A 21127-nucleotide genomic window follows, 5' to 3' on the forward strand; every position below is an offset into this window, starting at 1 on the left:
CTCTTGTGGGTCGAAAGCTGCCGGATCGCACCGATGGCCGCCTTGCGGATTCGAACGCGCGGCCCCGCCGTGCGTCCAAAGCAATGGCCGCCTAGTGCGGCCTTTTGCTTTGGCGGATGTTGCAGGGTCAGTGAACGTCGGCAGCCCCTCATCGCCCACCACGAAAGACCGCTCCCCAGCAACGAACGGAATCTTACATGACCGATGCCACAAGGGTGCTCTGGCATCAACGCTGTCGTATTGCGGCGGCAATGAGTTTCGCCACTTGTCCATTCGCCTTGCCCGGCTGGTGCCGGGAAGTCAGGGGGCTGGCTACTTCGCTAGCGTCCCCATCGCCTGCCGGACAAACGCCAGCGTCGCGTCGTCCGCCCATGTGCCAGCGGTCAAGTCGGGCTCTGTCATCAGTGCCTGCCGGAACTTGGCGTGGGTGGCCGGGTTCTTGCCCGCATACGAACTGAACAGTTCCAACCACTGCCGCGCCAGCGCCCGGCCGGTTTCCGAGTCGGGCGCCGCGCCCGCATCAATAGCGTTCCGGACCTCTGCGATTAACGGTGGCCACTCCGAGATCCTGTCGCAGTAATGCTCGCGCATGAACCGTGCTTCGTCCGGCGTCAGATATTTTTCGTAGATAAGCAGCTTGCTTTCCGAGAAGGCGCGCAGCACATAATCGCGCATGGCTTTGGAAATGCCGACGTGCGTCTGCATGTCGGGCTCCTGCTCGTGCATTTGGTTCAGCTTCACCAACAAGCGCGGATCGCCGTTGGTATCGCGCAGCAGCAGTTCCATCCAGCGATGGGCAAGTTGGCGCGGTTTAGCCTCCTCGGGCGCCACGCCCTGCTCCATTAGCTGCTCCACTTCGTGGACCAACGCAAGCCAGTCCGGGTCGCCGTCCGGCCCACGGGTGTATAGGGGCAAACGCGCCAGTTCTTCTCGCGAAAAATATTTATCATACATAGTCATCATCTCCAAAGCTTTCAGCCAATCGGCCAGCTCAGGCTCCGTGCCGTCCGCCAGCTGCTCGTGCAGTTGCGCCAAGCGTTCGCGCAGGTGCGCGGCCTGCTGTATCTGGCGGTCCAGCATGGCAAGCTGCCGGGAGATCACGTCCGCCAAGCGCGCGCCGGGCTGGTCCAGGTAAGCGCCAATTTCCGCGAACGCCAATCCGAAACGACTCAATGCCTGGATCTGATGCAGGCGGGCAATCTCGTCGCGACCGTACAGGCGATAGCCGTTTTCGGCGCGCGCTGAAGGCGTCAACAAACCGATCGCGTGGTAGTGGTGAAGCGTGCGGACGGTCAGCCCGGTACGCTTTGCCAGTTCTCCTACGGTCAGTTGCATGTTTCCTCCTTCGAATACGCAGGCCAAACTTTGGGCCATCACGTTACGTGAGGGTCAAGCGGTGCTGCAAGTCCTGTGGGCGGTCAGGGTTTAATTGGATGTCGGCCGCCGCAGCAGGCCGGAGGTGGCACACGTAGGTCGACCGCGCAACGGTACCGGGCTATGTCACGGCCGCCCGACCGTTTCGGGTCGTCATCGGCCGGTCGACAAGGACAGTTCTCGGCCAGGAGGAGACAGGGGTCACCGTTTTTGCTGAAGCTGATCCCTATACTGTGGATGACCTACCCAACATTTCCCTAAAGAGAACAAGCAGTCATGGGAATCTTGACATTAATTTCAATCGTTTCAGGTTTTGCATCAGCCTCGGCTTGGATCTACGCGAGCCAGGTAAAGGTATCTCGCGAGCGTGCTATACGGCAGCGCCGTCTGGCGGCGGAAAAAAAGGGAACGAATCCGGACCTTTCTGGCGTGACATTCGATGGATGGGAAGTGCGGGAGACTTTGGCAGCACAATCAAAGTGGAACTCCATCGGCGCAGTGCTGGCAGCAACAGCGGTGCTTTGCCAAGCAGCAGGTCAGGCGCTCGATTAGCCGTGGCTCGACCAAATGCCAACTCTCCGCGGCTCAGTTTAATTTGAACATCTACGATGCAATCCGAATTCAAGCGTCTGTTGACGAAGTTCGAGCTGAGCCGAAAAGCTCTGTGAGAAGTTCTTGAACCAGGCTTTACGGCCCGTCTAGGGTCGAAAGCAGTCAGAGGAAAGAGCTACCTTGGCCGAAGGACGCCATGTCAAATATCGGCAGTCACCGGCCAGTTCCAACGGCAGTGGCTTGGCTGAATCTAGAGAGCATCCAGAATTACCCTACCTCTTACCGTCCCCGCAATTCCGCCCTCACCGCCACGCACGCCTTCCACTCCCCCTCAACGTATCGGAAAAAACGTCCCCCCCAAGGTCCCATTCACCCCGCAATAAGGCGGACCAGATGAACCCGCACCCGGCGGCAGTTCCTCAACGATCAGCCCGTCACCCTGCCGTTGCAGGTTCAGCACCCACCCCTTGGTGTCGACGCTCTTGACACGCAACCGCTCGCCCTTGGCCTTGCCAGTGGCTTCCACGTTGCACGACCAGCGCCCGTCGTGCGGTTGTGCGGCCGAACCTTCATATAGGATATCGCCGTCGGGCTTCTTCCAGAGCGTGATCTCGCCGGAGAGGTTGCGCCATCTGCCGCTGAAGCCCTTGCGTTCTGCCAAGTCGAGCGACGCGAGGAACGCGTCCCGGTACTTCAGGCGGCTTGCCAGTTCCTCGATGGGTTTGTCTTTGTCGAACGGCTTCTCGAAGGCGTCGTCGCGCACCTGGGTGAAATACCGTTGGTCGCGCAACAAGGCCTCGGACGTGACGGTGTCCAGAGATTTGCGCGCTTCGTTGTAGCGCTTGGCGATGCTTGCATCGAGCGCTGCGAGTTGAGGGTTTGCGCAGATGGCTTTTTCTGCGCCGGTGCGCGCCTTGGCGCAGTCGAATGAAGGCGATGCGTCCGGTGCCGCCATGGCGGAGATGGAAAATGCGTACAGCACGGCGGCGGCGCAGGCGGCTGGGAGAGTATTTTTGGTCGGCATGGTGCCGCTGATGATAGCGAGAATTCGTGCACCGCATGGGCCAAGGACATCAAGCGCACACCAATCAGACGAGCCCCAGCAGCCTTTCCGTTTCTCTGGCCAACGCGACCAGCCGCGGCCCGATGTCGGCCGCGCGTTCGCGGTAAGGCCCATCCTGCGTGGGCACGCCGCAATTGAAGACATACAGCAGCGATTGATACGGCCGCCCCAGCGGCGCCGCAAATCCGTAGGCGTCCGGCCGCCATTCCTGGTTATTGCCGCAGAAACCCTTGCGTTCCAGATCGCGGCGCGCCGCGGCCAGATTGGGGAAGTGCGCTGCGTAATGCCTTGGGTCGGCCACGCGCAGCTGGTTCAGCACGACGGCGCGTTCCTCGTCCGGCACCCGTGCCAGCCATGCCTTGCCGGCGGCGCTGGACAGCAGCGGCAGCGACGCGCCGATGTCGGGCCGCGTCTGCAGCGCCTCATTGGAGCGGGCCGTTTCCACGTACACCATTTGCAAGCGGTCTCGCACAACGAGCGACACCGCGCCGCGCGCGTGGTCGGCAAGCTGCTTCATCAACGGCCGGGCCAGTTGCCGGATCTGCATGCTGGCGAGCAAGGGGTAACTCAACGCCAGCACCGACGCGCCCAGGCGGTAGCGTGCCGGCTCGCCCTCGCGCTGCAGAAATCCCAGTTCCACCAGCGTGTGCGTCAGACGCGCCACCGCGCTGCGCGACAGGCCGGTTTGCTGCGCGAAGTCTTTGTTGGCCAGCACGGGCCTGTCGGCACGGAAGCACGTGAGGATGTCGATCCCGCGCGCCAGGGTGGTGGTCAGTTCGCGGTCCGGATCACGCGTCATTGCGCTGCTCCAGCATTTTCTCCACACGATTGACCAGCGTCACCAGGCGCGGCGCAATGCGGCCGCGCAGGTCGCCGGGCCGCAGCCGCGTCACCGGCACCCCGCAATTGAAGACCAGCGTCTGGCCATCCACGCGCGTGCGCATGGGCACCGCCACGGCATGCACGTCCGAGTGCCAATCCCCCTGTCCCACGCAGTAACCGTGTTCTGCGTAATCGCGTTGCGCCGCTGCCAGATCCGGCGCGTGGCGCCGCCAGATGGCGGGATCGTTCCGCCGTAACGCCGCCAGCACGGGTTCGGCCTCGACGGGCGGCGCCTGCGCCAGCCAGGCCCGCCCCATCGCCGAAGGCAGCAGCGGCAGCAAGGCGCCGATGTCCGGTCGGAACGACACGGCATCGTGCCCGCGGCAAGTTTCGACGTAGACCATGCTCAAGCCGTGGTGCATGCCCAGCGAAGCGGACCCGCCCGCCGCATCGGCCAGCCGCTTCATCAACGGGCGCGCCAATTGACGCACCTTGATGCTGGCCAGAAGCGGATAGCTTAGCGAGAGCACGGCCGTGCCAAGGCGGTAGCGCCGCAGCCCCGCGTCGTAGCGCAACAGGCCACGCTGCATCAGCGTCGTCGTCAGGCGGGAAATCGTGGCCTTGGACAGGCCGGTGCGGTCCGAGAGTTCACGGTTGCTGAGCGCGGGCTCTCCATGCCGGAACGCCTGCAGCACCGACAAGCCGTGCGCCAGCGTGGTGGCGAAGGCGGGGTCGGCATGGTGTTCACCGGGGCGAGCGGTCATGGGCGGGATCCTGGTGCGGCGCGCTCGGGACGCGCACCGCGTATCCGCAGATGATAGAGCAGCCAGCCTGCGGATCCTCCTTCATGCCGTTCAAGATATCGAAACACTTGTCTCAAATCCGGCGGCCTTTTGCTAGCCTGATTCGAACAAGACGCGGCACGCATCAGCGCCCACGATAAAACGGAGACTCGCCATGATCAGGGACCCCGAAGGTTTCCCGCAATTTCTCGATTCACTGCGCCGCTACGTGCGCGACCAGCTCGCGCCCCGCGAGGACGAGATCGCCCGTTTGGATGAGGTGCCGCAGGATCTGGTCGAGAGCATGGCCGAACAGGGGATGTTCGGCTATTCCATTCCGCAGGAGTATGGCGGGGCGGGCATGACGACCGAAGAGCTGATCCTGGCCGCGATGGAGCTGTCCCAGTGTTCCGTGGCGCTGCGCGCCCGCGTCGGCACCAACACCGGCATCGGGTCCGAGGCGCTGGTCGCCGACGGCACCCCGGCGCAGAAGGCGCACTACCTGCCGCTGCTGGCGGCGGGCGAACTGACCGGGTGCTTTGCCCTGACGGAGCCGCAGGCAGGCTCCGACGCCACCGCGCTGCGGACCACCGCCGTGCGCGATGGCGACCATTATGTATTGAACGGCGAGAAGTGCTTCATCACGAACGCGCCGCTAGCTGGCCTCTTCACGGTCATGGCGCGCACCGATCCCGACGCGCCCGGCGCCAAGGGCATCACGGCTTTCATCGTGGAGCGCGGCACGCCAGGCCTGACCACCGGCCAGCCTTACGACAAGATGGGCCAGGCCGGGTCCCCCGTGTCGGCCGTGCATTTCCAGGACTGCCGTGTGCCGGCGGCCAACATCATCGGCGGCCAGGAAGGCCTGGGTTTCAAGACCGCGATGAAGGTGCTGAACAAGCAACGCATCCATCTGGCGGCCCTGTGCATCGGTCCCGCCATCCGCATGCTGGACGACACGCTGCGCTTTGTGGCCGAACGCCAGCAGTTCGGCAAGCCCCTGATGGACTTCCAGCTCATCCAGGCCATGCTGGCGGACTGCCAGACCGAGATCCAGGCCGCCCGCGCGCTGGTGCTGCAAACCGCCCGGGAACGCGACGCGGGCGTGGACGTGACGCTGAACGCCTCGATCTGCAAGTACTTCGCCTCTGAAATGTGCGGCCGCGTGGCCGACCGCTGCGTGCAGATGCACGGCGGCTATGGCTACATCGCCGACTACGGCATCGAGCGCTTCTATCGCGACGTGCGCCTGTTCCGCCTGTACGAGGGCACCAGCCAGATCCATCAATTGACCATCGCCCGCCACACGCTGACCCAGGCGGGCTACACGCCCGGCCGCTAGGGCACCCCGGGACCACGGCCACCAGAAGCCGCCGGCCCGCCAAACCAAAGGAGACTCCCATCATGCTGCACAAGCACCTGCCCAAATGGATCGGCGCGCTGGCCGCCGCCCTCGCCTGCGCGGCGTTGCCGCCACAAGCCGCGGCCGCCTACCCCGACAAGCCCATCCGCCTGATCGTGCCGTTCGCCCCCGGCGGCTCGACCGACATCCTGGGCCGCCTGCTGGCCGAGGCCCTGCACCCCATCCTGGGTCAGCCCGTCATCGTCGAGAACAAGCCGGGCGCGGGCGGCAACATCGGCGGCGACTTCGTGGCGCGCGCGGCCCCCGACGGCTATACGCTGCTGCTGGCCGCCGCCGGGCCCACCGTCGTCAACCCCAGCCTGTACGCCAACATGCCGTTCAATCCGGCCAAGGACCTGGCGCCCATCACCTGCCTGGAGCGCGAGCACAACCTGATGGTGGTGACCAAGTCGATGCCGGTGAAGACGCTGCAGGAGTTCCTGCAATACGCCCGCGCCAACCCGGGCAAGCTGTCGTTCGGCTCGCCGGGCAATGGCTCTCCCGCGCAACTGGCTGGCGAGCTGCTCAAGCAGCAGACCGGCATCCAGGCCGAGCACGTGCCGTACAAAGGCAGCGGTCCCGCCATCACCGACCTGGTGGCCGGACATATCGATTTCATGATCGACAACATGCCCGCCCTCTTGCCCCAGGTGAAGGCGGGCGGCCTGCGCGCGCTGGCCGTGCCCAGCGACCAGCGCGCCACCGCCGCGCCCGACATTCCCACCTTTGACGAGGCCGGCCAGAAGGGCTTTGTGGTGATGGCCTGGAAAGGGTTGATGGCGCCCGCCGGCACCGACCCGGCGGTGATCGAGCGCCTGCATGCAGCCGTGGTCAAGGCGCTGCAGGATCCGCAATTGCGGGCCCGCTTCCAGGAGCTGGGGGCCGAGCCGCTGGCCAGCACACCGGCCGAGTTCGCCAAGCAGATCGCCGACGAAACCGCCTGGTGGGCCAAGCTGGTGAAGTCCACGGGCACCCGCATCCAATAGACCGACGCCAGGAGACCGCCATGCAACCCTGCTTTCGAACGTTGCGCGCGCTATGCGCCGCCGTCCTGCTGAGCGCGGCGGGCGCCGCCCAGGCGGGCGCCTATCCGGATAAACCGGTGCGGCTGATCGTGCCCTACGCCGCCGGCGGCGGCACCGACACCGCCGCGCGAATGATCGCGCGCAAACTGGCGCCCCTGATCGGGCAGCCGGTGGTGGTTGAAAACAAGCCTGGCGGCGCCACGCAGATCGGGACGGCCTACGTGGCCAGCGCGCAGCCGGACGGCTACACCCTGCTGATGGGCACGGCCAATCTTGCGACCAACAGCGTGCTGTACGCCAAGCTGCCTTACGACGTGAACAAGGACCTGACGCCGGTGATCGGGGCCACGGATGTGCCCGTGTACCTGCTGCTGCCGGCGGCCAGCCCGCTTCGGACATTGGAAGACATCAAGCGTGCCGCCACCGCGCAGCAGGGCCTGACCTACGCCACCGCCGGCACGGGCAGCATCCCGCATCTGGCCGGCGAGCAGTTCGCGCACGAGACGGGCATTGCGCTGCGCCACATTCCGTACAAGGGCAGTAGCGAGGCCGCCACCGCGCTGGTCGGCGGGCAGGTCCAGATGAGCTTTGACAACCTGCCCCCGGTATATGCCCAGGTCAAGGCGCAGCGGCTGCGGCCCATTGCCATCGCGGCGCAGACGCGCAACCCCGATCTGCCCGACGTGCCCACGCTGGCCGAGCTGGGCGTGCCGCTATCGGCCTCGTCGTGGTGGGGCGTGATGGCGCCTGCCGGCACGCCGAAGGACGTGATCGGCCTGCTCAACCGGCAGATCAACGCCGTGCTGGCCGACCCCGAAGTGCGCAGCTATTTCACCGGCCTTGGCATGCAGCCCACGGGAGGCACGCCCGAAGCCTTCGGGCAGCACATCGCCGACGAAACCCGCAGATGGCGCGCCGTCGTCAAGCAGGCGGGCGTCAAGATCGAGGAATAAACCATGCAGGATACGCAAGATCGCTACGCGCGCGATGCCCTGCCGGACCTGTGCGCGCGGGTGCGCCGCTTCGTTGACGAGGTGGCGATACCGGCCGAGTCCCCGGCCATCGCCCGCGACGTGGCCGCACTCGACCGTTGTGTCGCCCAACTGCGCGCACGGGCAAAAGAGGCCGGTCTGTACGCGCCCCAGTTGCCCGCGCAATGGGGCGGACTCGGTCTGGGCTGGCGCGCCCTGGCCGAGGTCCTGGAAGAAGCCGGGAGAAGCTTTCTGGGCCCCGCGGCGCTGAACTGCGCCGCGCCCGACCAACCCAACATGCTGACGCTGCTACGTCTGGGCAACGCTGCCCAGCAGGAACGCTTTCTGGCGCCGCTGGTGCGGGGAGAACAGCGGGCCTGCTTCGCCATGACCGAACCGGCGCCGGGCGCTGGCTCCGACCCGTCCATGCTGCGCACACGGGCCGAGCAGCGCGGTTCGCGCTGGGTGTTGAACGGCCACAAGCAGTTCATCAGCGGCGGCGTGGGCGCGGACTTTGCCCTGGTGCTGGCACGCGGCGAGACCGGCGCCACCTTGTTCCTGGTGCCTGCCGACACCCCGGGTTACCGGGTGGTGCGCGACATCGGCATGGTCACGGGCTACCAGATCGGCGGACATGCCGAGATCCTGCTGCAGGACTGCGAGGTGGGCGACGACGCCGTGCTGGGTGAGCCGGGCCAGGGCCTGGCCCATGCGCAACTCAGGCTGGAGCCCGCACGCCTTTCCCACTGCATGCGATACATCGGCCGCGCCCGCCGCGCGCTGGAAACGGCGCAGGCCTATGTTGCGCAGCGCGAGTCCTTCGGCGCGCGTCTTGCGGACCTGCAGCAGGTGCAGGCGATGATCGCGGACTCGCACATCGACCTGCATGCCAGCCGCCTCATGACCCTGGATTGCGCGGCCCGCATGGACGCGGGCCTGCCGGTAAAGCAGCACAGCGCCATGACCAAGGTTTTCGTGTCCGACGCCGTGAACCGCGTGGCCGACCGTGCCGTGCAAATGATGGGCGCCTTGGGTCTGTCCGACGACACCCCCGTGTCGATGATCTGGCAGGAGATGCGCCCTTTCCGCATCTATGACGGCGCCAACGAACTGCACCGCGCCACGCTGGCGCGCCGGCTGATGGCGCAAGCCTGAGCCTCAATGGAGACGACGATGGACAATCCCCGATTCCAGGCCTACCGGCTGCACGCCGGTGCGGCGGGCGAGCCGCCGCAGGGCCGCTTCGAGACGCTGACCGCCGACCAGTTGTCCGCGGGCGACACGCTCATCAAGGTGGCCTATGCCGGCCTGAACTACAAGGATGCGCTGGCGCAGGCCGGACGCGGCGGCATCGTGCGCGACTACCCACGCATCGGCGGCATCGACCTGTCCGGCACGGTGGTGCATTCCGCCGACCCCGCGCTTTCGCCGGGCCAGGAGGTCGTCGTGCACGGCTTCGGCATCGGCGTGGATTGCGACGGCGGCTATGCCGAGTTTGCGCGGGTGCGCCATGACTGGGTGCTGCCGCTGCCCGCGGGCATCGGCCTGCGCGACGCGGCCGTGCTGGGCGCAGCCGGCTACACCGCCGCGCTATCGCTGCACTGGATGGAACACTGCGGACTGACGCCCGCGCACGGCGACGTGCTGGTCACCGGCGCCACGGGCGGCGTGGCCAGCGTCGCGATCGACATCCTGAGCCAGCGCGGCTACCGCGTCTGCGCCATGACGGGCAAGCCGGACGCCGCGGACTATTTGCGCTCGCTCGGCGCCCACGAAGTGATTGCCCCGCCCGATCCGTCGGCCGGCATCAAGCCGCTGATGAGCGCGCGCTGGGCGGGCGTGATCGACTCCGTGGGCGGCGCGCTGCTGGCCCACGCGCTGGCCAGCGTGAAACCGGACGGCGTTGCCGCTGCCTTCGGCAACGCGGGCGGCGCGGAGCTTCCCACGTCGGTCATCCCCTTCATCCTTCGCGGCATCAAGCTGCTGGGCATCAACGCCAACAGCCCCATGCCGTTGCGGCGCGAGGTCTGGAACAAGCTTGCCGGCGAATACCGCCCCGCGCACCTGGACCTGATCGCGCGCGTCATCGAACCCCGCCAGCTGCCGCAAGCGCTTGCCGCCCTGCTCGAACGCGGCAGCACCGGCCGCAGTGTCGTCCGCTACTCCTGAACGCCGATATCCATGAACCCGTCTGCCCTCCCCTCCCTGTCCCGCCTCTTCGATCCGCAAGGGATTGCCATCGTCGGCGCGTCGGCCACGCCCGGCAAGATCGGCGCGATGCCCGTCAGCCTGCTGCTGCAGCACGGCTATGGCGGCCGCATCGTCCCCGTGAATCCGCGCGCGGACACCATCGCTGGCCTGCCTGCCGTGCCCGGCCTGGACGCGCTCGACGCGGACATCGACCTGGCCATTCTGGCGGTGCCCGCCGCCCACGCCGCGCAGGCGCTTGAATGCGCCCGCCCGGGCCAGGTAGGCGCGGCCGTGGTGTTTACCTCCGGCTTTTCCGAAACCGGCGCACAAGGCGCGGCCGAACAAGACCGGCTATGCGCCATCGCGCGCGAGCGCGGCATCCGCCTGCTGGGACCGAATTGCCTGGGCTTCATGAATGTGCGGCGCAACGTCTACGCGACGTTCTCGCCCGCGCCCGCCAACGGCATCGTCGCCGCCGGCGGCATCGGCATGGTGACGCAAAGCGGCGCGTTCGGCGCCTACGCCTACAGCATGGCGCGCGAGCGCGGCCTGGGCCTGTCGCACTGGATCAGCACCGGCAACGAGGCCGACATCGACGTTGCCGACTGCATCGAATGGCTGGCCGGCGATACGCACACCCGCGTCATCATGGCCTACATGGAAGGCTGCCGCGACGGCGCCAAGCTACGCCGCGCGCTGTCCGCGGCGCGCGCTGCCGGCAAGCCCGTGGTCGTGACCAAGATCGGCCGCACTCAGGCCGGCGCGCAGGCCGCGGCCTCGCACACCGCGGCACTTGCCGGCGACGACGCCGTGTACGACGCGCTGTTCCGCCAGTACGGCGCCCTGCGCGCGCGCACCATCGAGGAATTCTTCAACCTGGGCTATGCGCTGGACACCTGGAAGCGCCCGCCGCAAGGCCGCCGCCTGGGCATCTTCACCATTTCCGGCGGCGTGGGCGCGCTGATGGCCGACGACGCCGCCGACAGCGGACTGACGCTGCCCGAACCGGCCGCGGACGCGCAGGCCAGGCTGCTGGAACGCGTGCCGTTTGCCAGCGGCCGCAATCCCGTCGACGTCACTGGCCAAGCCGTCTCCGAACCCGGGCTGCTGCTGGCCACCGCCGACGACATGCTGGCCGATGGCCGCTACGATGCCCTGGCTGTCTTCCTGGCCGCTGCGGGCTCGTCCGAAGCGCTGTGGCCCACCTTCGAAGCCTTCGCGCGGCAGATGCAGGCGCGCCATCCCGACGTGCCGCTTGCAATTAGCGCCCTGTTCCCGCCAGCGCGGCGGCGCGAATTGGAGCGACTGGGATGCCTGGTCTTCCCGGATCCCAGCGCCGCCGTCCGCACGATCGCCGCGGTGGCCGCAATGACATCCCATTCCGGCCGCGGAACGACGCAAGCGGATCCCGCCCCGGACACGGCTAACCGTGCGCCGCTGCGCGAAACCTATACCGAAATCCAGGCCATGGAACTGCTGCGCGACGCCGGCATGCCGGCTTCCCCGAGCACGCTGGCGGTTGACGCCGACGCGGCCGTGCGCGCCGCCGGCGACCTTCGCGCGGCGGGCCAGGACATTCCTGTCGTCCTAAAAGTGGTCTCGCCAGATATCACGCACAAAAGCGACGTGGGCGGCGTCAAGCTCAACATCCGGGGCGAGGACGCGGTGCGACGGGCTTATGCGGACATCATGGCCGCGGTAAGCCAGCATCGCCCCGACGCCCGCGTCGAGGGGGTGCTCGTCGCGCCCATGGCGCCCAAGGGCGTGGAATGCATCGCTGGCGTGCATTGTGACCCGGTGTTCGGGCCCGTGGTCATGTTCGGACTAGGCGGCGTTTTCGTCGAGGTGCTGAAAGACGTCAGCTTCCGGCTGGCGCCCTTTGGCCGCGATGAGGCCCTGGACATGATTCGAGAGATCAAGGGATATGCGCTGCTGCAGGGCGCGCGCGGGGCGCCCCCGTGCGATGTCGATGCCCTGGCCGACGCGCTGGCCACCCTATCCCGGTTCGCGCATGCGCGAGCGGGGGATTTCAGCTCGGTCGAGATCAATCCCTTGCTGGCGCTGCCCGAGGGACAGGGCGCGGTGGCGCTGGACGCGGTGGTGATTCGGAAAGGCCAACCGGCATGAGGCACTGGGCGTTTGGACCAGCTAGCCCGCATCCAGAACGCGCGCCGGGATCTCCGGCCGCGCAGTCTGACCCGGACGCCAAACGCCCATCGACTTCCTACAAATAATCTTTATATCGGCGAATGTACTCGCGCGCGCTTTGGTTCAGCTCGCGCACACAGCGATCCGCCTCGTCCACATCGTTGCGAATCATGGCGTCAAGCAGCGTCCGGTATTGCTTGATTCCCATCTCGGCGCGTCCAGGCAACAACGCCACGCGCCGCATCGTCACTTGCATGCGTTCGTAAATTCGTTCAATCAGATCGCTGAGCACGGGGTTGTTGGCGATTTCGTTCACGCGATTACGGAACCGCACGATGGTGTCGACATGCGACTCGATGTCGCCGTCCCTCAACGTGTCTTCAAACTGCTGACCGAGCATCTGCTGAAGCGCTTCGTAGTCGCTTGCCGAAGCATTCTCCATGGCCAGGCGAACGGACAGGCTGTCTAGCGTCTCGCGGACCTGGTAGAGGCGATAGGTGGTTTCCATGTCAACGGGAACCACCACCGCGCCCTTGTTCGGAACACGTTCGATCAGGCCACGGTCTTCCAGCGTAGCCAGCACTTCGCGGGCCTTGGCGCGCGGAATTCCGTAGTTCTTAACGAGATCTTCTTCCGGCAGGCGCGACCCCGGCAGCAACGCTTGGGACGCGATGCGCTGTCGCACATCCAACACGACTGCCTGGGTGGACGGCATGCTTTTGCGCTCTTTCGCAGGGGCGGATTGCGCTTTTGGTTTCTTCGGAGAAGTGGCCATGTTTTAGGCAGGTCGAGACAAGGTTTTGACGCCGTCGATCATAGCACTCTTATCGCACTCAAGATTGTGCACAATCTTGCGCTCATGCTCGTATTTTCTTATTGACACAATGATTTGTGCCAGCGCAAGATACCCCACATCGCATCACCTGACGCCGATTTCCGAAGGAGAGTGCCTTGTCCTCAGCCGTACTTGCATCCCTGCCGGGCCCGATTTGCCAGCAGTACCAAATAAAGCGGGACGCGCTTGTCGCTCGCGGAGTCGCCAATGGGGCCCCCATCTTTGCGGCCCGCGCAAGCGGGTCCGAAGTGGCCGACCTCGACGGCAATACCTACCTGGATTTCGCAGGGGGCATTGGCACGTTGAACGTGGGCCACGCGCACCCGGAGGTCGTTGCCGCGGTCAAGCGCCAGGCAGACGACTATCTGCATACCTGCTTCAACATCGTCATGTACCCCGGCTACATCGACCTCGCCGAAATGTTGGTCAAGCGGCTGCCCGGCGACTGGCCCAAGAAGGTGATGCTGCAAAGCACCGGCTCAGAGGCCGTCGAGAACGCAATAAAGATCGCCCGACGCGCAACGGGGCGTCAGGCAGTGGTGGCATTTGAGGGCGCGTTCCATGGGCGCACCAACATGGCCCTTGCCCTGACGGCGAAGGCGCCCGCCTATAAAACCGGCTTTGGCCCCCTTGCCAGCGAGGTATACCGGGCGCCCTTTCCCTACGTGTATCGCACTGGCGCCGACGAAGAAACCGCGGCTCGCCAGGCCTTTGAGCGTTTCGAACGCATGGTCGAAACCGAAATCGGCGCACGACAAGTCGCCGCGGTCATCATCGAACCCGTGCAAGGCGAGGGAGGCTTTCATGCTGCGCCGGCCAGCTTCATGCGCCGGCTACGCGAATTCTGCACAAGCCACGGCATCGTCCTGATCGCCGACGAGATCCAGTCCGGTTTTTGCCGCACGGGCCGCTGGTTCGCCATCGAGCACAGCGGAATTACCGCCGATCTCTACACCCTGGCCAAATCCTTGGGCGGCGGCATGCCGATCGCCGCCGTGGTCGGCCGCGCCGAACTCATGGACGCGCCCGATGTCGGCGGCCTGGGCGGAACTTACGCGGGCAATCCCCTGGCCTGCGCAGCGGCGCTGGCCGCAATCGCCGTCATGGAACGAGACGACTATGCCGGCCGCGCCGAGGCGCTGGGCCGTCAGTTGGCCGAGCGATTCGACGCATGGAAACGCGACATTCCCATCGTGGGGGACGCGCGCGGGCTGGGCGCGATGCGCGCCGTGGAAATCGTCACGGACAAAACCACCCACCGTCCGGACGGCCAGGCCACCGCGCGCATCGTGCGGCGCGCATATGAAGCCGGTCTGATCCTCGTGAAGGCGGGTTTTCATGGAAACGTGCTGCGCTTTCTTGGCCCGCTGAACATGAGTGCCGAGCAGTTGCAGCGTGGTTTGGACATCCTTGAAGAATCCATCAATGCCGAGGTGCGCGCATGAATACGCTATTGAAGTTGGACAACGCGCGTAAGGTCGTGCATCTGTTGGGAGACGCGCGCCCCGGCATGAATGTGCTGGTGCTGTACGACTACTACACCGAGCAGAATGTCCAGCCGCTGGCCATCGCCATCAACGAATGCGGCGCCATTCCCCACATGCTGCAGATACCTGGCAGCCGCCAGCATGGGCGCCCGTTTTCGCCCATCGTGGCCGACGCCATGTGCGGCGCGGACCTGGTCATTGCGCTGACGCGCGCCAATGCCGCCCATACCGAAGCGCGGCAAAAAGCGACTCGCGCCGGCGTCGGGGTCATTGTCTTGCCCGAATCGGATTTGCCGGATTTCTTTATGGCCGAAGGCTGGAACGCCGACTTTCAAGCCTTGCGTCCGCAAATCCAGGGGTTGGCTGATGCGCTCACCCACGCCGATACGGCACGGGTCACCAGCGCTGCGGGTACCGACATCACGATGAGCATTGCAGGTCGTCGTGGCCGTGCGCTGCATGGATTTGCGAACACGGAAGACATCTCGGCGGGTTACTGCCTCGAATCCAGTCTGGCCCCCGTTGAAGGCACAGCCGAAGGCGTCATCGTGGTGAACGCCAGTATCCCCGGCGTGTCACTGATCCGAGACGAATCGGTTCGCATCACATTTGAGCGCGGCATGGCCGTGTCCATCGAGGGCGGGGCCGAGGCTGCCAAATTCCGGGATCTGCTTGCCGGGTTCCACGATCCCCTGGTCTACAACCTGGGCGAACTGGGTGTCGGCATGAATCCCTGCTGCCAGCTGGACGGAACGATGCTTTCCGATGAAAGCGTGTACGGATCCATCCAGTTGGCGCTCGGCACCAGCGCCTACATCGGCGGCACGGTCAAGGCGGCCGCCCACTACGACACCATCGTGACCGATGCGCAACTCTGGCTGGACGGCAAGCTGGTGCTCGACGGCACCACGCTGCACCTTGGGGACGCGCGATGAGCATTCGACTGGACCGCGGCCAGAACGGAATCGTCACCGTCTTGATGGACAGGCCTGCCAAGCGCAATGCCTTCACGCTCGACATGTATCGTGAGTTTGGTGATGCATTCGACACGCTCAACGCCGATGACAGCGTCAGGTGCATCGTGGTGCGCGGCGCGGCAGGCGCTTTCTGTGCCGGTAGCGATATCGGCGGGTTCGACGAAACCCGCAGCGGCGCGGAACAGGCGCGAGAGTACGCCGAGTTCACGCTGGCCATGACCGACCGGCTCAAGCTCACGCCGCATCCCACGGTCGCATGCATCGAAGGCGCGTGCGTGGGCGGCGGGCTGGAGATCGCGGCCATGTGCGACATCCGCATTGCAGGCCGGGGCGCCCGCTTTGGCGTGCCGATCAACCGCATTGGATTGACCCTGGACTACCGGGAACTGGCTGATCTGCTGGCCGTCATCGGTGGCACGCGCACGCTGGAAATCCTGCTCGAAGGCGCCGTTTTTGGCGCAGACGAGGCACTGAACAAGGGCCTCGTCACCAGAGTGGTGGACGACGACAAGGTTGGCGATGAAGCCTATGAGGCTGCCGGGCGTATCGCTGCGGGCGCTCCCTTGGTCAACCGCTGGCACAAACAATTCGTGCGTCGCTTGCAAGCCGGCGGCGAACTGGCCGAACACGAACTGGCTCAGGCCTATGCCTGCTTTGACACCGAGGATTACCGCAACGGGCAGCGCGCCTTCCTGAACAAGGAAAAGCCTGTCTTTGCTGGTCGCTGAAAGGAAAGACATGAAGCAGAACACTGCTGCGATGCCGCTGGAAGGCATCAAAATTCTGGACCTGTCCCAGATCATGGCCGGGCCGTACTGCACCATGGTGCTGGCGGATCTGGGCGCTGAAGTCATCAAGATCGAAAAGCCTGGCGCGGGCGACGATTCCCGAGAAATGGGGCCCTATGTAAATGGAGAATCGAGCTGTTTTGCACAGATCAACCGCAACAAGCTGGGCATTTCCCTCAACCTCAAGCGACCGGAACTTCGCGAAACCGTGCTGGAAATGGTGCGGTGGGCCGATGTGCTGATCGAGAACTACCGGGTGGGCGTCGCCTCCGCGCTGGGGCTTGACTACGAAACGCTCAGCGCCATCAATCCCCGCTTGGTTTATTGCTCGATCTCGGGCTATGGGCAGACCGGGCCGTATGCGGGCAAGGGGGGTTTTGACCTGGTGGCGCAGGGCATGACTGGCATCATGAGCATGACCGGCGAGCCAGACGGACGCCCCCTCAAGTCGGGTATCGCCATCTATGACGTCGGCGCGGGGCTGACCGCTACTTACGCCATCCTTGCCGCCTGCATTCACCAGCAGCGCACCGGCGAAGGCCAGCACATCGACATCTCGCTTGCGGAATGTGGACTGCCCTGGTTTATTTGGGAAGCCGCGGCCTACTTCGCGGAAGGCACGGTACCCAAGGCGACCGGAAGCCGTCACCGCGTGTCCGCGCCCTATCAGGCCTTTAGCACAGGCGACGGTTATATCGTCATTGGCGCCGCGAACCAACGCACCTGGGAAAAGCTCTGCACCGACGTCCTGGGTCGCCCGGAACTGATCCACGACCCGCGATTCCTGACCAATAGCGACCGTCTGGACAACATCGCCGAACTGGAGCCACTGCTGGAAGCCGAATTCGCGCGCGCCGACGCGGCGGCCTGGATCGCCCGATGCGAGAAAGCCCAAGTGCCGTGCGGTCCCATCAACGATTTCCACCAGGCGATGCAGGATCCGCATTATGCCGCTCGCGGCATGGTTCAAGAGCTGGACCACCCAAAGCTCGGCCGCATGAAAACGGTCGGTATTCCCACTAAATTTTCGGTTCATTGAGCATTACCGGGGAAGGCCGCGCGGATTTTGAGGAAGAAGTATTCCTGGTCTCGGTAACCGTAGGCGCGCCGCTTAATGACCTTGATGGTGTTGTTGATGCCCTCAACGATGCTGGTATTTAGACGATGTCGGCATCTGGCCAGGATGCCATGCAGATAGCCTTTCAGGCGCTGAGCGAAGGTGTTCAAGGGGGCTATTCCGCTTTGCTCAGCCTGCTCGCACCAGTGGTGCCAGGCTTGTTTTGCCCAGGCAGGTCTTCGGTAGAACCAGAGCCGCTTGAGTTCGTCCCGCAGGACATAGACCGTCAGCAGCGGCTGGTTGGCGTGCAGCAATTCGTCGAGTCGGACGGCCTGCTGCCGGTCTAGCTTGTCGCGGTTGCGCAATAGCAGCCAGCGGCTCGATTTGATGACCCTGCGCGCGGGACGATCCTGGCGCAGTTGGTTGGCCTGGTCCACGCGCACCCGATCAATGACCTCTCGTCCGTACTTGGCCACGACATGGAACAAGTCATAGACGATCTCCGCCTGTGGGCAGTGGGCCTGGATCTCTAACTCGTAGGCCGTAGTCATGTCGATGGCAACGGCCTTGATGCGTTGGGCGACCCCACGCGGCAATTGCTCGAAGAACGCCCGAGCCGTCTCGCGTGAGCGTCCTGGGCCGATCCACAGCACCTGCCTGCTGATCGGATCGACGACTACCGTCGCGTACCGATGCCCTTTATGCAGGGCGAACTCGTCCATCGCTAAATACTCGATCCTGGACCAATCCGGTTCGCGCACTGATGCTCGGAGCCGGGCCTTGTCCAGCGTCTTGACGGTATGCCAACCCAGCTCGAAGAACCTAGCCACCGCCTGCACGTTGCTCGATTGCAGCAATTGGCTGCAGGCCGCCGCAAGCCGATCCGTCACCCGTTGGTAACGCCCCAGCCAAGTAAGCCGCTCCAGGCGCGGGCCACCGCATTGCTCACACAACAAGCGCCGGCGTGGCACGTGAAGAACAACCCGGTACTCAAATAACGGCAGATCTCGAACCCGTCGCACCGTGGTCTCATGGACCTGGCGACATCGTGCGCCGCACTGCTCGCACAGCATCACCTTGGCGGTCGGCTTCAAATAGATCGACAGCGTGCGCCCAGCGCCCTCGGGCCACTCCACGCGTTCGACGACATAGCCTTGCCAGCCCCCCAGCGACTCCAGCAGCTTGCGATCCAGCATCTCCACGCACTCCTGATGGCAAATTCCTGCCATCAAGAGTACGAAAACTTGCCAAATCCCTCCACGCTATTGCGCGATGAACCAAATTTTCTCGTACGCCGGGCCAGATCCGGCGGGCTGCGCCCCTGCACGGCGAGCACACCGATGAAGTCCTGCTTCGCTTTGGCGCGTCGCCAGAAACTATCGCGCAATGGCGCGAACACGGCATCGTCCAGTAAAGAAGCAGATATCTCCACAGCACAAAAAAAAGCAGTCAAGGGGCCGGGCAGTCAGCCGGCATATTCGAAGTGAAGAATCGCGTCTCACGCGAAATCAAGGAACGAATATGAAAACGCAGCAACCCAAGAACACGTCCCGCCGCGACTTTTTATCGGTTGGCCTGGTGCTGGCTGGCGCAAGCCTGGCCCCCTGGAGCCTGCGCGCCGCGCCTGCGGGGCAGCCATTTCGCATCGGCGCGCTCAATTCCATCACCGGCGTGGGCGGTCCGTATGGCGTGCCGATGCTCGAGGCCATTCGACTGGCTGTCGACGAGGTGAACGCCGCAGGCGGCGCCGCCGGGCGCCAGCTGCAGCTGTTCGCCGAAGATGATCAGACCAAGCCCGACGCTGCAGTCCTCGCAGCGAAAAAGCTGATCGAGGTGAATCAGGTCCAGGCGGTGGTCGGAATCTGGCCCTCCTCGGTGGGTCTGGCTGTCATGCCCATCACCAACAACGCCGGTCTCATCATGATGAACACCTGCGGCGCCCCTGAAATGCTGACGGAAAACCGCAAAGGCCTTGCCTGGATGTTCCAGGCATCGAACGCGGTCTTTGGACGCGCCTTTGCTGAGGTGGCACGCCAGCGCGGCTTCAAGCGCCCGGCAGTCATGGCCTTCAACAACTCCACCTTTGTTGGGCTGGCCAACTATTTCAAAGAGACGTGGGAGAAAGACGGCGGCAAGGTCAGCAGCATGGTGATCTACGAACCCAATCAGACCACCTACCGAACCGAATTGAACCGGGTCCTTGCAACGAATCCGGATGTGATCGCAATGGGCTCGTATCGCCCCGACGCAACGATTTTGCTGCGCGAGTGGTACCAGACCGGTCAGGACTGCAAATTCATCATGCCGGGCTGGACCGCCAACGAAGCGCTGGTCAAGGCGCTGGGCAAGGAGGTCACCGAAGGCATCATCTCGATATCCAACGTCGCGGCAAGCGGAAACCCGGCGTACAAGAGCTTTTCCGAGCGGTTCCGCGCCAAGGTCAAGCACGATCCCGATGTGTTTGCCGCCCAGAGCTACGACATGGTCATTGCCCTGGCCCTGGCCATCGAAGCCGCCGGACCGACAGCCGACATCGCCGCCATCAACGGACAGGTAAAGGCGGTCACTCGGCATGGCGGGGAAAAGATCTCTTCGTTTGCGCAGGGCCGTGATCTCATCCGCGCAGGCAAGGCGGTGGACTACGACGGCGCATCGTCAAACCTGGAGTTCGGCGCGCATGGCGAGACCGTGCCAGATTTCGGCGTATCGGAAATCGAAAACGGCAAACTGGTACTGAAAGAGACCGTGCCGGGTACGCGTTGAAGCGGAGCAACGATGGAACTCATCCCGATCTTGAACGCCGTCATCAATGGCATCGTGCTAGGCACCTTGTTGTCACTGCCAATCCTGGCGATCACCATGGTGTTTGGCATATCGCGCTTTCCCAACGCGGCGACGGGCGACTACATGACGCTTGGCGCGTACACAGCCGTCGCCACCCAGGCGTGGATCGGCAGCTCACTCGTGCTCGCCGTGGTAAGCGCCAGCGTTGTCACCGCACTGATCGCCGTATTTTTCTATCTGTGGGTCTTCCGGGCGCTCGCTAAACGCTCCAACGTGGCGCGTCTGATCGCCTCGCTGGGCGTGGCGTTCGTCGTACGCACGACGATCACCTTTTTCGCGGGCCAGGACCAGTACAACCTGGAAATGGGCCGGATCATGCGTGCGTGGAACTGGCATGGCATTCGCATCCTGCCCATGGACGTCTACATCCTGCTTACGGCCATCGGTGCGTTGGGGATCGCATTCGTGATCTTGCATGCCACGCCACTGGGACGGCGCATGCGGGCGGTGGCCGACAATCCCGACCTCGCCGCCGCCAGCGGCATCCGCTCACGGCGCGTCATGCTCTATCTGTGGCTGTTGAGCGGCTTCTTCTGCGGGCTGGGCGGGGTTCTGCTGGCCATCAAGGCAGTGGTCGTCCCCGAACTCGGCTTCGAGCTATTGATGCCGATGTTCGCAGCAGTGATCCTGGGCGGCATTGGCAATCCCATCGGGGCCGTCGTCGGTTCCCTGATATTCGGGATCTCGCAGGAAATCGCCACCCTTTACGTTGGCCCCTCCTACAAGATTGTCATCGCCTTCCTGGTCTTGCTGGTGCTGTTGCTGTTCCGGCCGCAGGGTCTGTTTGGCCGCCCGATCATGGCGAGGTAA

19 protein-coding genes are annotated in these 21127 nt (G+C 64.7%); 13 read left to right on the forward strand and 6 right to left on the reverse strand.

Annotated features, from left to right (window positions below; all coding sequences use genetic code 11):
• Nucleotides 1–312 precede the first annotated feature (312 nt).
• Nucleotides 313–1335: a MerR family transcriptional regulator gene (locus tag V6V88_RS23100; protein ID WP_338616546.1), complete on the reverse strand. Its 1023-nt coding sequence runs from the start codon at nt 1333–1335 to the stop codon at nt 313–315.
• 315 nt (nt 1336–1650) lie between these two features.
• On the opposite strand from V6V88_RS23100, the gene V6V88_RS23105 reads away from it, so the two are divergent.
• Nucleotides 1651–1926: a hypothetical protein gene (locus V6V88_RS23105; RefSeq protein ID WP_152382554.1), complete on the forward strand. Its 276-nt coding sequence runs from the start codon at nt 1651–1653 to the stop codon at nt 1924–1926.
• A 331-nt stretch (nt 1927–2257) separates the two neighbouring features.
• Here V6V88_RS23105 and V6V88_RS23110 read toward each other — a convergent pair whose 3' ends face one another.
• The 3 genes from V6V88_RS23110 to V6V88_RS23120 form a co-directional block, all read right to left on the reverse strand.
• On the reverse strand, nt 2258–2950 hold the full coding sequence (locus V6V88_RS23110; protein ID WP_142053341.1) for a lysozyme inhibitor LprI family protein: 693 nt from the start codon (nt 2948–2950) through the stop codon (nt 2258–2260).
• 64 nt (nt 2951–3014) lie between these two features.
• Nucleotides 3015–3788 carry an IclR family transcriptional regulator gene (locus V6V88_RS23115; protein ID WP_056325624.1) on the reverse strand — a complete coding sequence of 258 codons (774 nt, stop codon included), beginning with the start codon at nt 3786–3788 and terminating at the stop codon, nt 3015–3017.
• Entirely contained in the window at nt 3778–4575 is a 798-nt protein-coding gene (locus V6V88_RS23120) for an IclR family transcriptional regulator (RefSeq protein WP_280001584.1), read from the reverse strand. Before V6V88_RS23120 ends, V6V88_RS23115 begins: the two co-directional genes overlap by 11 nt.
• 193 nt (nt 4576–4768) lie before the next feature.
• Here V6V88_RS23120 and V6V88_RS23125 point away from each other — a divergent pair, with 193 nt between their 5' ends.
• The 6 genes from V6V88_RS23125 to V6V88_RS23150 all read left to right on the forward strand — a co-directional run bounded on the left by V6V88_RS23125 (nt 4769) and on the right by V6V88_RS23150 (nt 12308).
• A complete protein-coding gene (locus V6V88_RS23125; protein WP_338616550.1) occupies nt 4769–5935 on the forward strand; it encodes an acyl-CoA dehydrogenase family protein in 1167 nt (388 codons plus the stop codon).
• Nucleotides 5936–5997: 62 nt separating this feature from the next.
• On the forward strand, nt 5998–6981 hold the full coding sequence (locus V6V88_RS23130; protein ID WP_062839609.1) for a tripartite tricarboxylate transporter substrate binding protein: 984 nt from the start codon (nt 5998–6000) through the stop codon (nt 6979–6981).
• A 20-nt stretch (nt 6982–7001) separates the two neighbouring features.
• A complete protein-coding gene (locus V6V88_RS23135; RefSeq protein WP_280001580.1) occupies nt 7002–7973 on the forward strand; it encodes a tripartite tricarboxylate transporter substrate binding protein in 972 nt (323 codons plus the stop codon).
• Between the two features lie 3 nt (nt 7974–7976).
• Nucleotides 7977–9146 carry an acyl-CoA dehydrogenase family protein gene (locus V6V88_RS23140; RefSeq protein WP_338616552.1) on the forward strand — a complete coding sequence of 390 codons (1170 nt, stop codon included), beginning with the start codon at nt 7977–7979 and terminating at the stop codon, nt 9144–9146.
• Between the two features lie 18 nt (nt 9147–9164).
• Nucleotides 9165–10160 (forward strand): acryloyl-CoA reductase, encoded by a 996-nt coding sequence (locus V6V88_RS23145; protein WP_175234539.1) that lies wholly within the window; start codon nt 9165–9167, stop codon nt 10158–10160.
• A gap of 12 nt (nt 10161–10172) precedes the next feature.
• Nucleotides 10173–12308: an acetate--CoA ligase family protein gene (locus V6V88_RS23150; protein WP_280001577.1), complete on the forward strand. Its 2136-nt coding sequence runs from the start codon at nt 10173–10175 to the stop codon at nt 12306–12308.
• Nucleotides 12309–12405: 97 nt separating this feature from the next.
• On the opposite strand, the gene V6V88_RS23155 is transcribed toward V6V88_RS23150, so the two are convergent.
• On the reverse strand, nt 12406–13044 hold the full coding sequence (locus V6V88_RS23155) for a GntR family transcriptional regulator (protein ID WP_223572925.1): 639 nt from the start codon (nt 13042–13044) through the stop codon (nt 12406–12408).
• Between the two features lie 236 nt (nt 13045–13280).
• Here V6V88_RS23155 and gabT point away from each other — a divergent pair, with 236 nt between their 5' ends.
• The 4 genes from gabT to V6V88_RS23175 are packed head-to-tail and all read left to right on the forward strand — an operon-like array spanning nt 13281 to nt 17455.
• Nucleotides 13281–14609, forward strand: a complete 1329-nt coding sequence (gene gabT / locus V6V88_RS23160; protein WP_223572927.1) for a 4-aminobutyrate--2-oxoglutarate transaminase — start codon at nt 13281–13283, stop codon at nt 14607–14609.
• Entirely contained in the window at nt 14606–15586 is a 981-nt protein-coding gene (locus V6V88_RS23165) for a hypothetical protein (RefSeq protein ID WP_056325601.1), read from the forward strand. The genes gabT and V6V88_RS23165 overlap by 4 nt, the downstream gene beginning before the upstream one ends.
• Nucleotides 15583–16356 carry an enoyl-CoA hydratase-related protein gene (locus V6V88_RS23170; protein WP_223572929.1) on the forward strand — a complete coding sequence of 258 codons (774 nt, stop codon included), beginning with the start codon at nt 15583–15585 and terminating at the stop codon, nt 16354–16356. Before V6V88_RS23165 ends, V6V88_RS23170 begins: the two co-directional genes overlap by 4 nt.
• 10 nt (nt 16357–16366) lie before the next feature.
• Nucleotides 16367–17455 (forward strand): CoA transferase, encoded by a 1089-nt coding sequence (locus tag V6V88_RS23175; RefSeq protein ID WP_338616553.1) that lies wholly within the window; start codon nt 16367–16369, stop codon nt 17453–17455.
• Here V6V88_RS23175 and V6V88_RS23180 read toward each other — a convergent pair.
• Nucleotides 17449–18669, reverse strand: a complete 1221-nt coding sequence (locus tag V6V88_RS23180) for an ISL3 family transposase (protein ID WP_338615745.1) — start codon at nt 18667–18669, stop codon at nt 17449–17451. The two genes, V6V88_RS23175 and V6V88_RS23180, sit on opposite strands and share 7 nt — an antisense overlap.
• A 382-nt stretch (nt 18670–19051) precedes the next feature.
• Here V6V88_RS23180 and V6V88_RS23185 point away from each other — a divergent pair, with 382 nt between their 5' ends.
• Complete coding sequence (locus V6V88_RS23185; RefSeq protein ID WP_338616554.1) at nt 19052–20236, forward strand: ABC transporter substrate-binding protein; 1185 nt, start codon at nt 19052–19054, stop codon at nt 20234–20236.
• Nucleotides 20237–20248: 12 nt separating this feature from the next.
• Nucleotides 20249–21127 carry a branched-chain amino acid ABC transporter permease gene (locus tag V6V88_RS23190; protein ID WP_056325591.1) on the forward strand — a complete coding sequence of 293 codons (879 nt, stop codon included), beginning with the start codon at nt 20249–20251 and terminating at the stop codon, nt 21125–21127.

The organism is Achromobacter sp. E1, from assembly GCF_037039475.1.
GTDB classification, from domain to species: Bacteria; Pseudomonadota; Gammaproteobacteria; order Burkholderiales; family Burkholderiaceae_B; genus Achromobacter; species Achromobacter mucicolens.

Bases quoted from the DNA above. Each gene is read 5' to 3' on its own strand.
- V6V88_RS23100 (WP_338616546.1), bottom strand. From the start codon at position 1,335: ATGCAACTGACCGTAGGAGAACTGGCAAAGCGTACCGGGCTGACCGTC.
- V6V88_RS23135 (WP_280001580.1), top strand. From the start codon at position 7,002: ATGCAACCCTGCTTTCGAACGTTGCGCGCGCTATGCGCCGCCGTCCTG.
- V6V88_RS23130 (WP_062839609.1), top strand. From the start codon at position 5,998: ATGCTGCACAAGCACCTGCCCAAATGGATCGGCGCGCTGGCCGCCGCC.
- V6V88_RS23190 (WP_056325591.1), top strand. From the start codon at position 20,249: ATGGAACTCATCCCGATCTTGAACGCCGTCATCAATGGCATCGTGCTA.
- V6V88_RS23145 (WP_175234539.1), top strand. From the start codon at position 9,165: ATGGACAATCCCCGATTCCAGGCCTACCGGCTGCACGCCGGTGCGGCG.
- V6V88_RS23180 (WP_338615745.1), bottom strand. From the start codon at position 18,669: ATGCTGGATCGCAAGCTGCTGGAGTCGCTGGGGGGCTGGCAAGGCTAT.
- V6V88_RS23120 (WP_280001584.1), bottom strand. From the start codon at position 4,575: ATGACCGCTCGCCCCGGTGAACACCATGCCGACCCCGCCTTCGCCACC.
- V6V88_RS23125 (WP_338616550.1), top strand. From the start codon at position 4,769: ATGATCAGGGACCCCGAAGGTTTCCCGCAATTTCTCGATTCACTGCGC.
- V6V88_RS23170 (WP_223572929.1), top strand. From the start codon at position 15,583: ATGAGCATTCGACTGGACCGCGGCCAGAACGGAATCGTCACCGTCTTG.
- V6V88_RS23105 (WP_152382554.1), top strand. From the start codon at position 1,651: ATGGGAATCTTGACATTAATTTCAATCGTTTCAGGTTTTGCATCAGCC.
- V6V88_RS23165 (WP_056325601.1), top strand. From the start codon at position 14,606: ATGAATACGCTATTGAAGTTGGACAACGCGCGTAAGGTCGTGCATCTG.
- V6V88_RS23150 (WP_280001577.1), top strand. From the start codon at position 10,173: ATGAACCCGTCTGCCCTCCCCTCCCTGTCCCGCCTCTTCGATCCGCAA.
- V6V88_RS23140 (WP_338616552.1), top strand. From the start codon at position 7,977: ATGCAGGATACGCAAGATCGCTACGCGCGCGATGCCCTGCCGGACCTG.
- V6V88_RS23155 (WP_223572925.1), bottom strand. From the start codon at position 13,044: ATGCCGTCCACCCAGGCAGTCGTGTTGGATGTGCGACAGCGCATCGCG.
- V6V88_RS23110 (WP_142053341.1), bottom strand. From the start codon at position 2,950: ATGCCGACCAAAAATACTCTCCCAGCCGCCTGCGCCGCCGCCGTGCTG.
- V6V88_RS23175 (WP_338616553.1), top strand. From the start codon at position 16,367: ATGAAGCAGAACACTGCTGCGATGCCGCTGGAAGGCATCAAAATTCTG.
- V6V88_RS23115 (WP_056325624.1), bottom strand. From the start codon at position 3,788: ATGACGCGTGATCCGGACCGCGAACTGACCACCACCCTGGCGCGCGGG.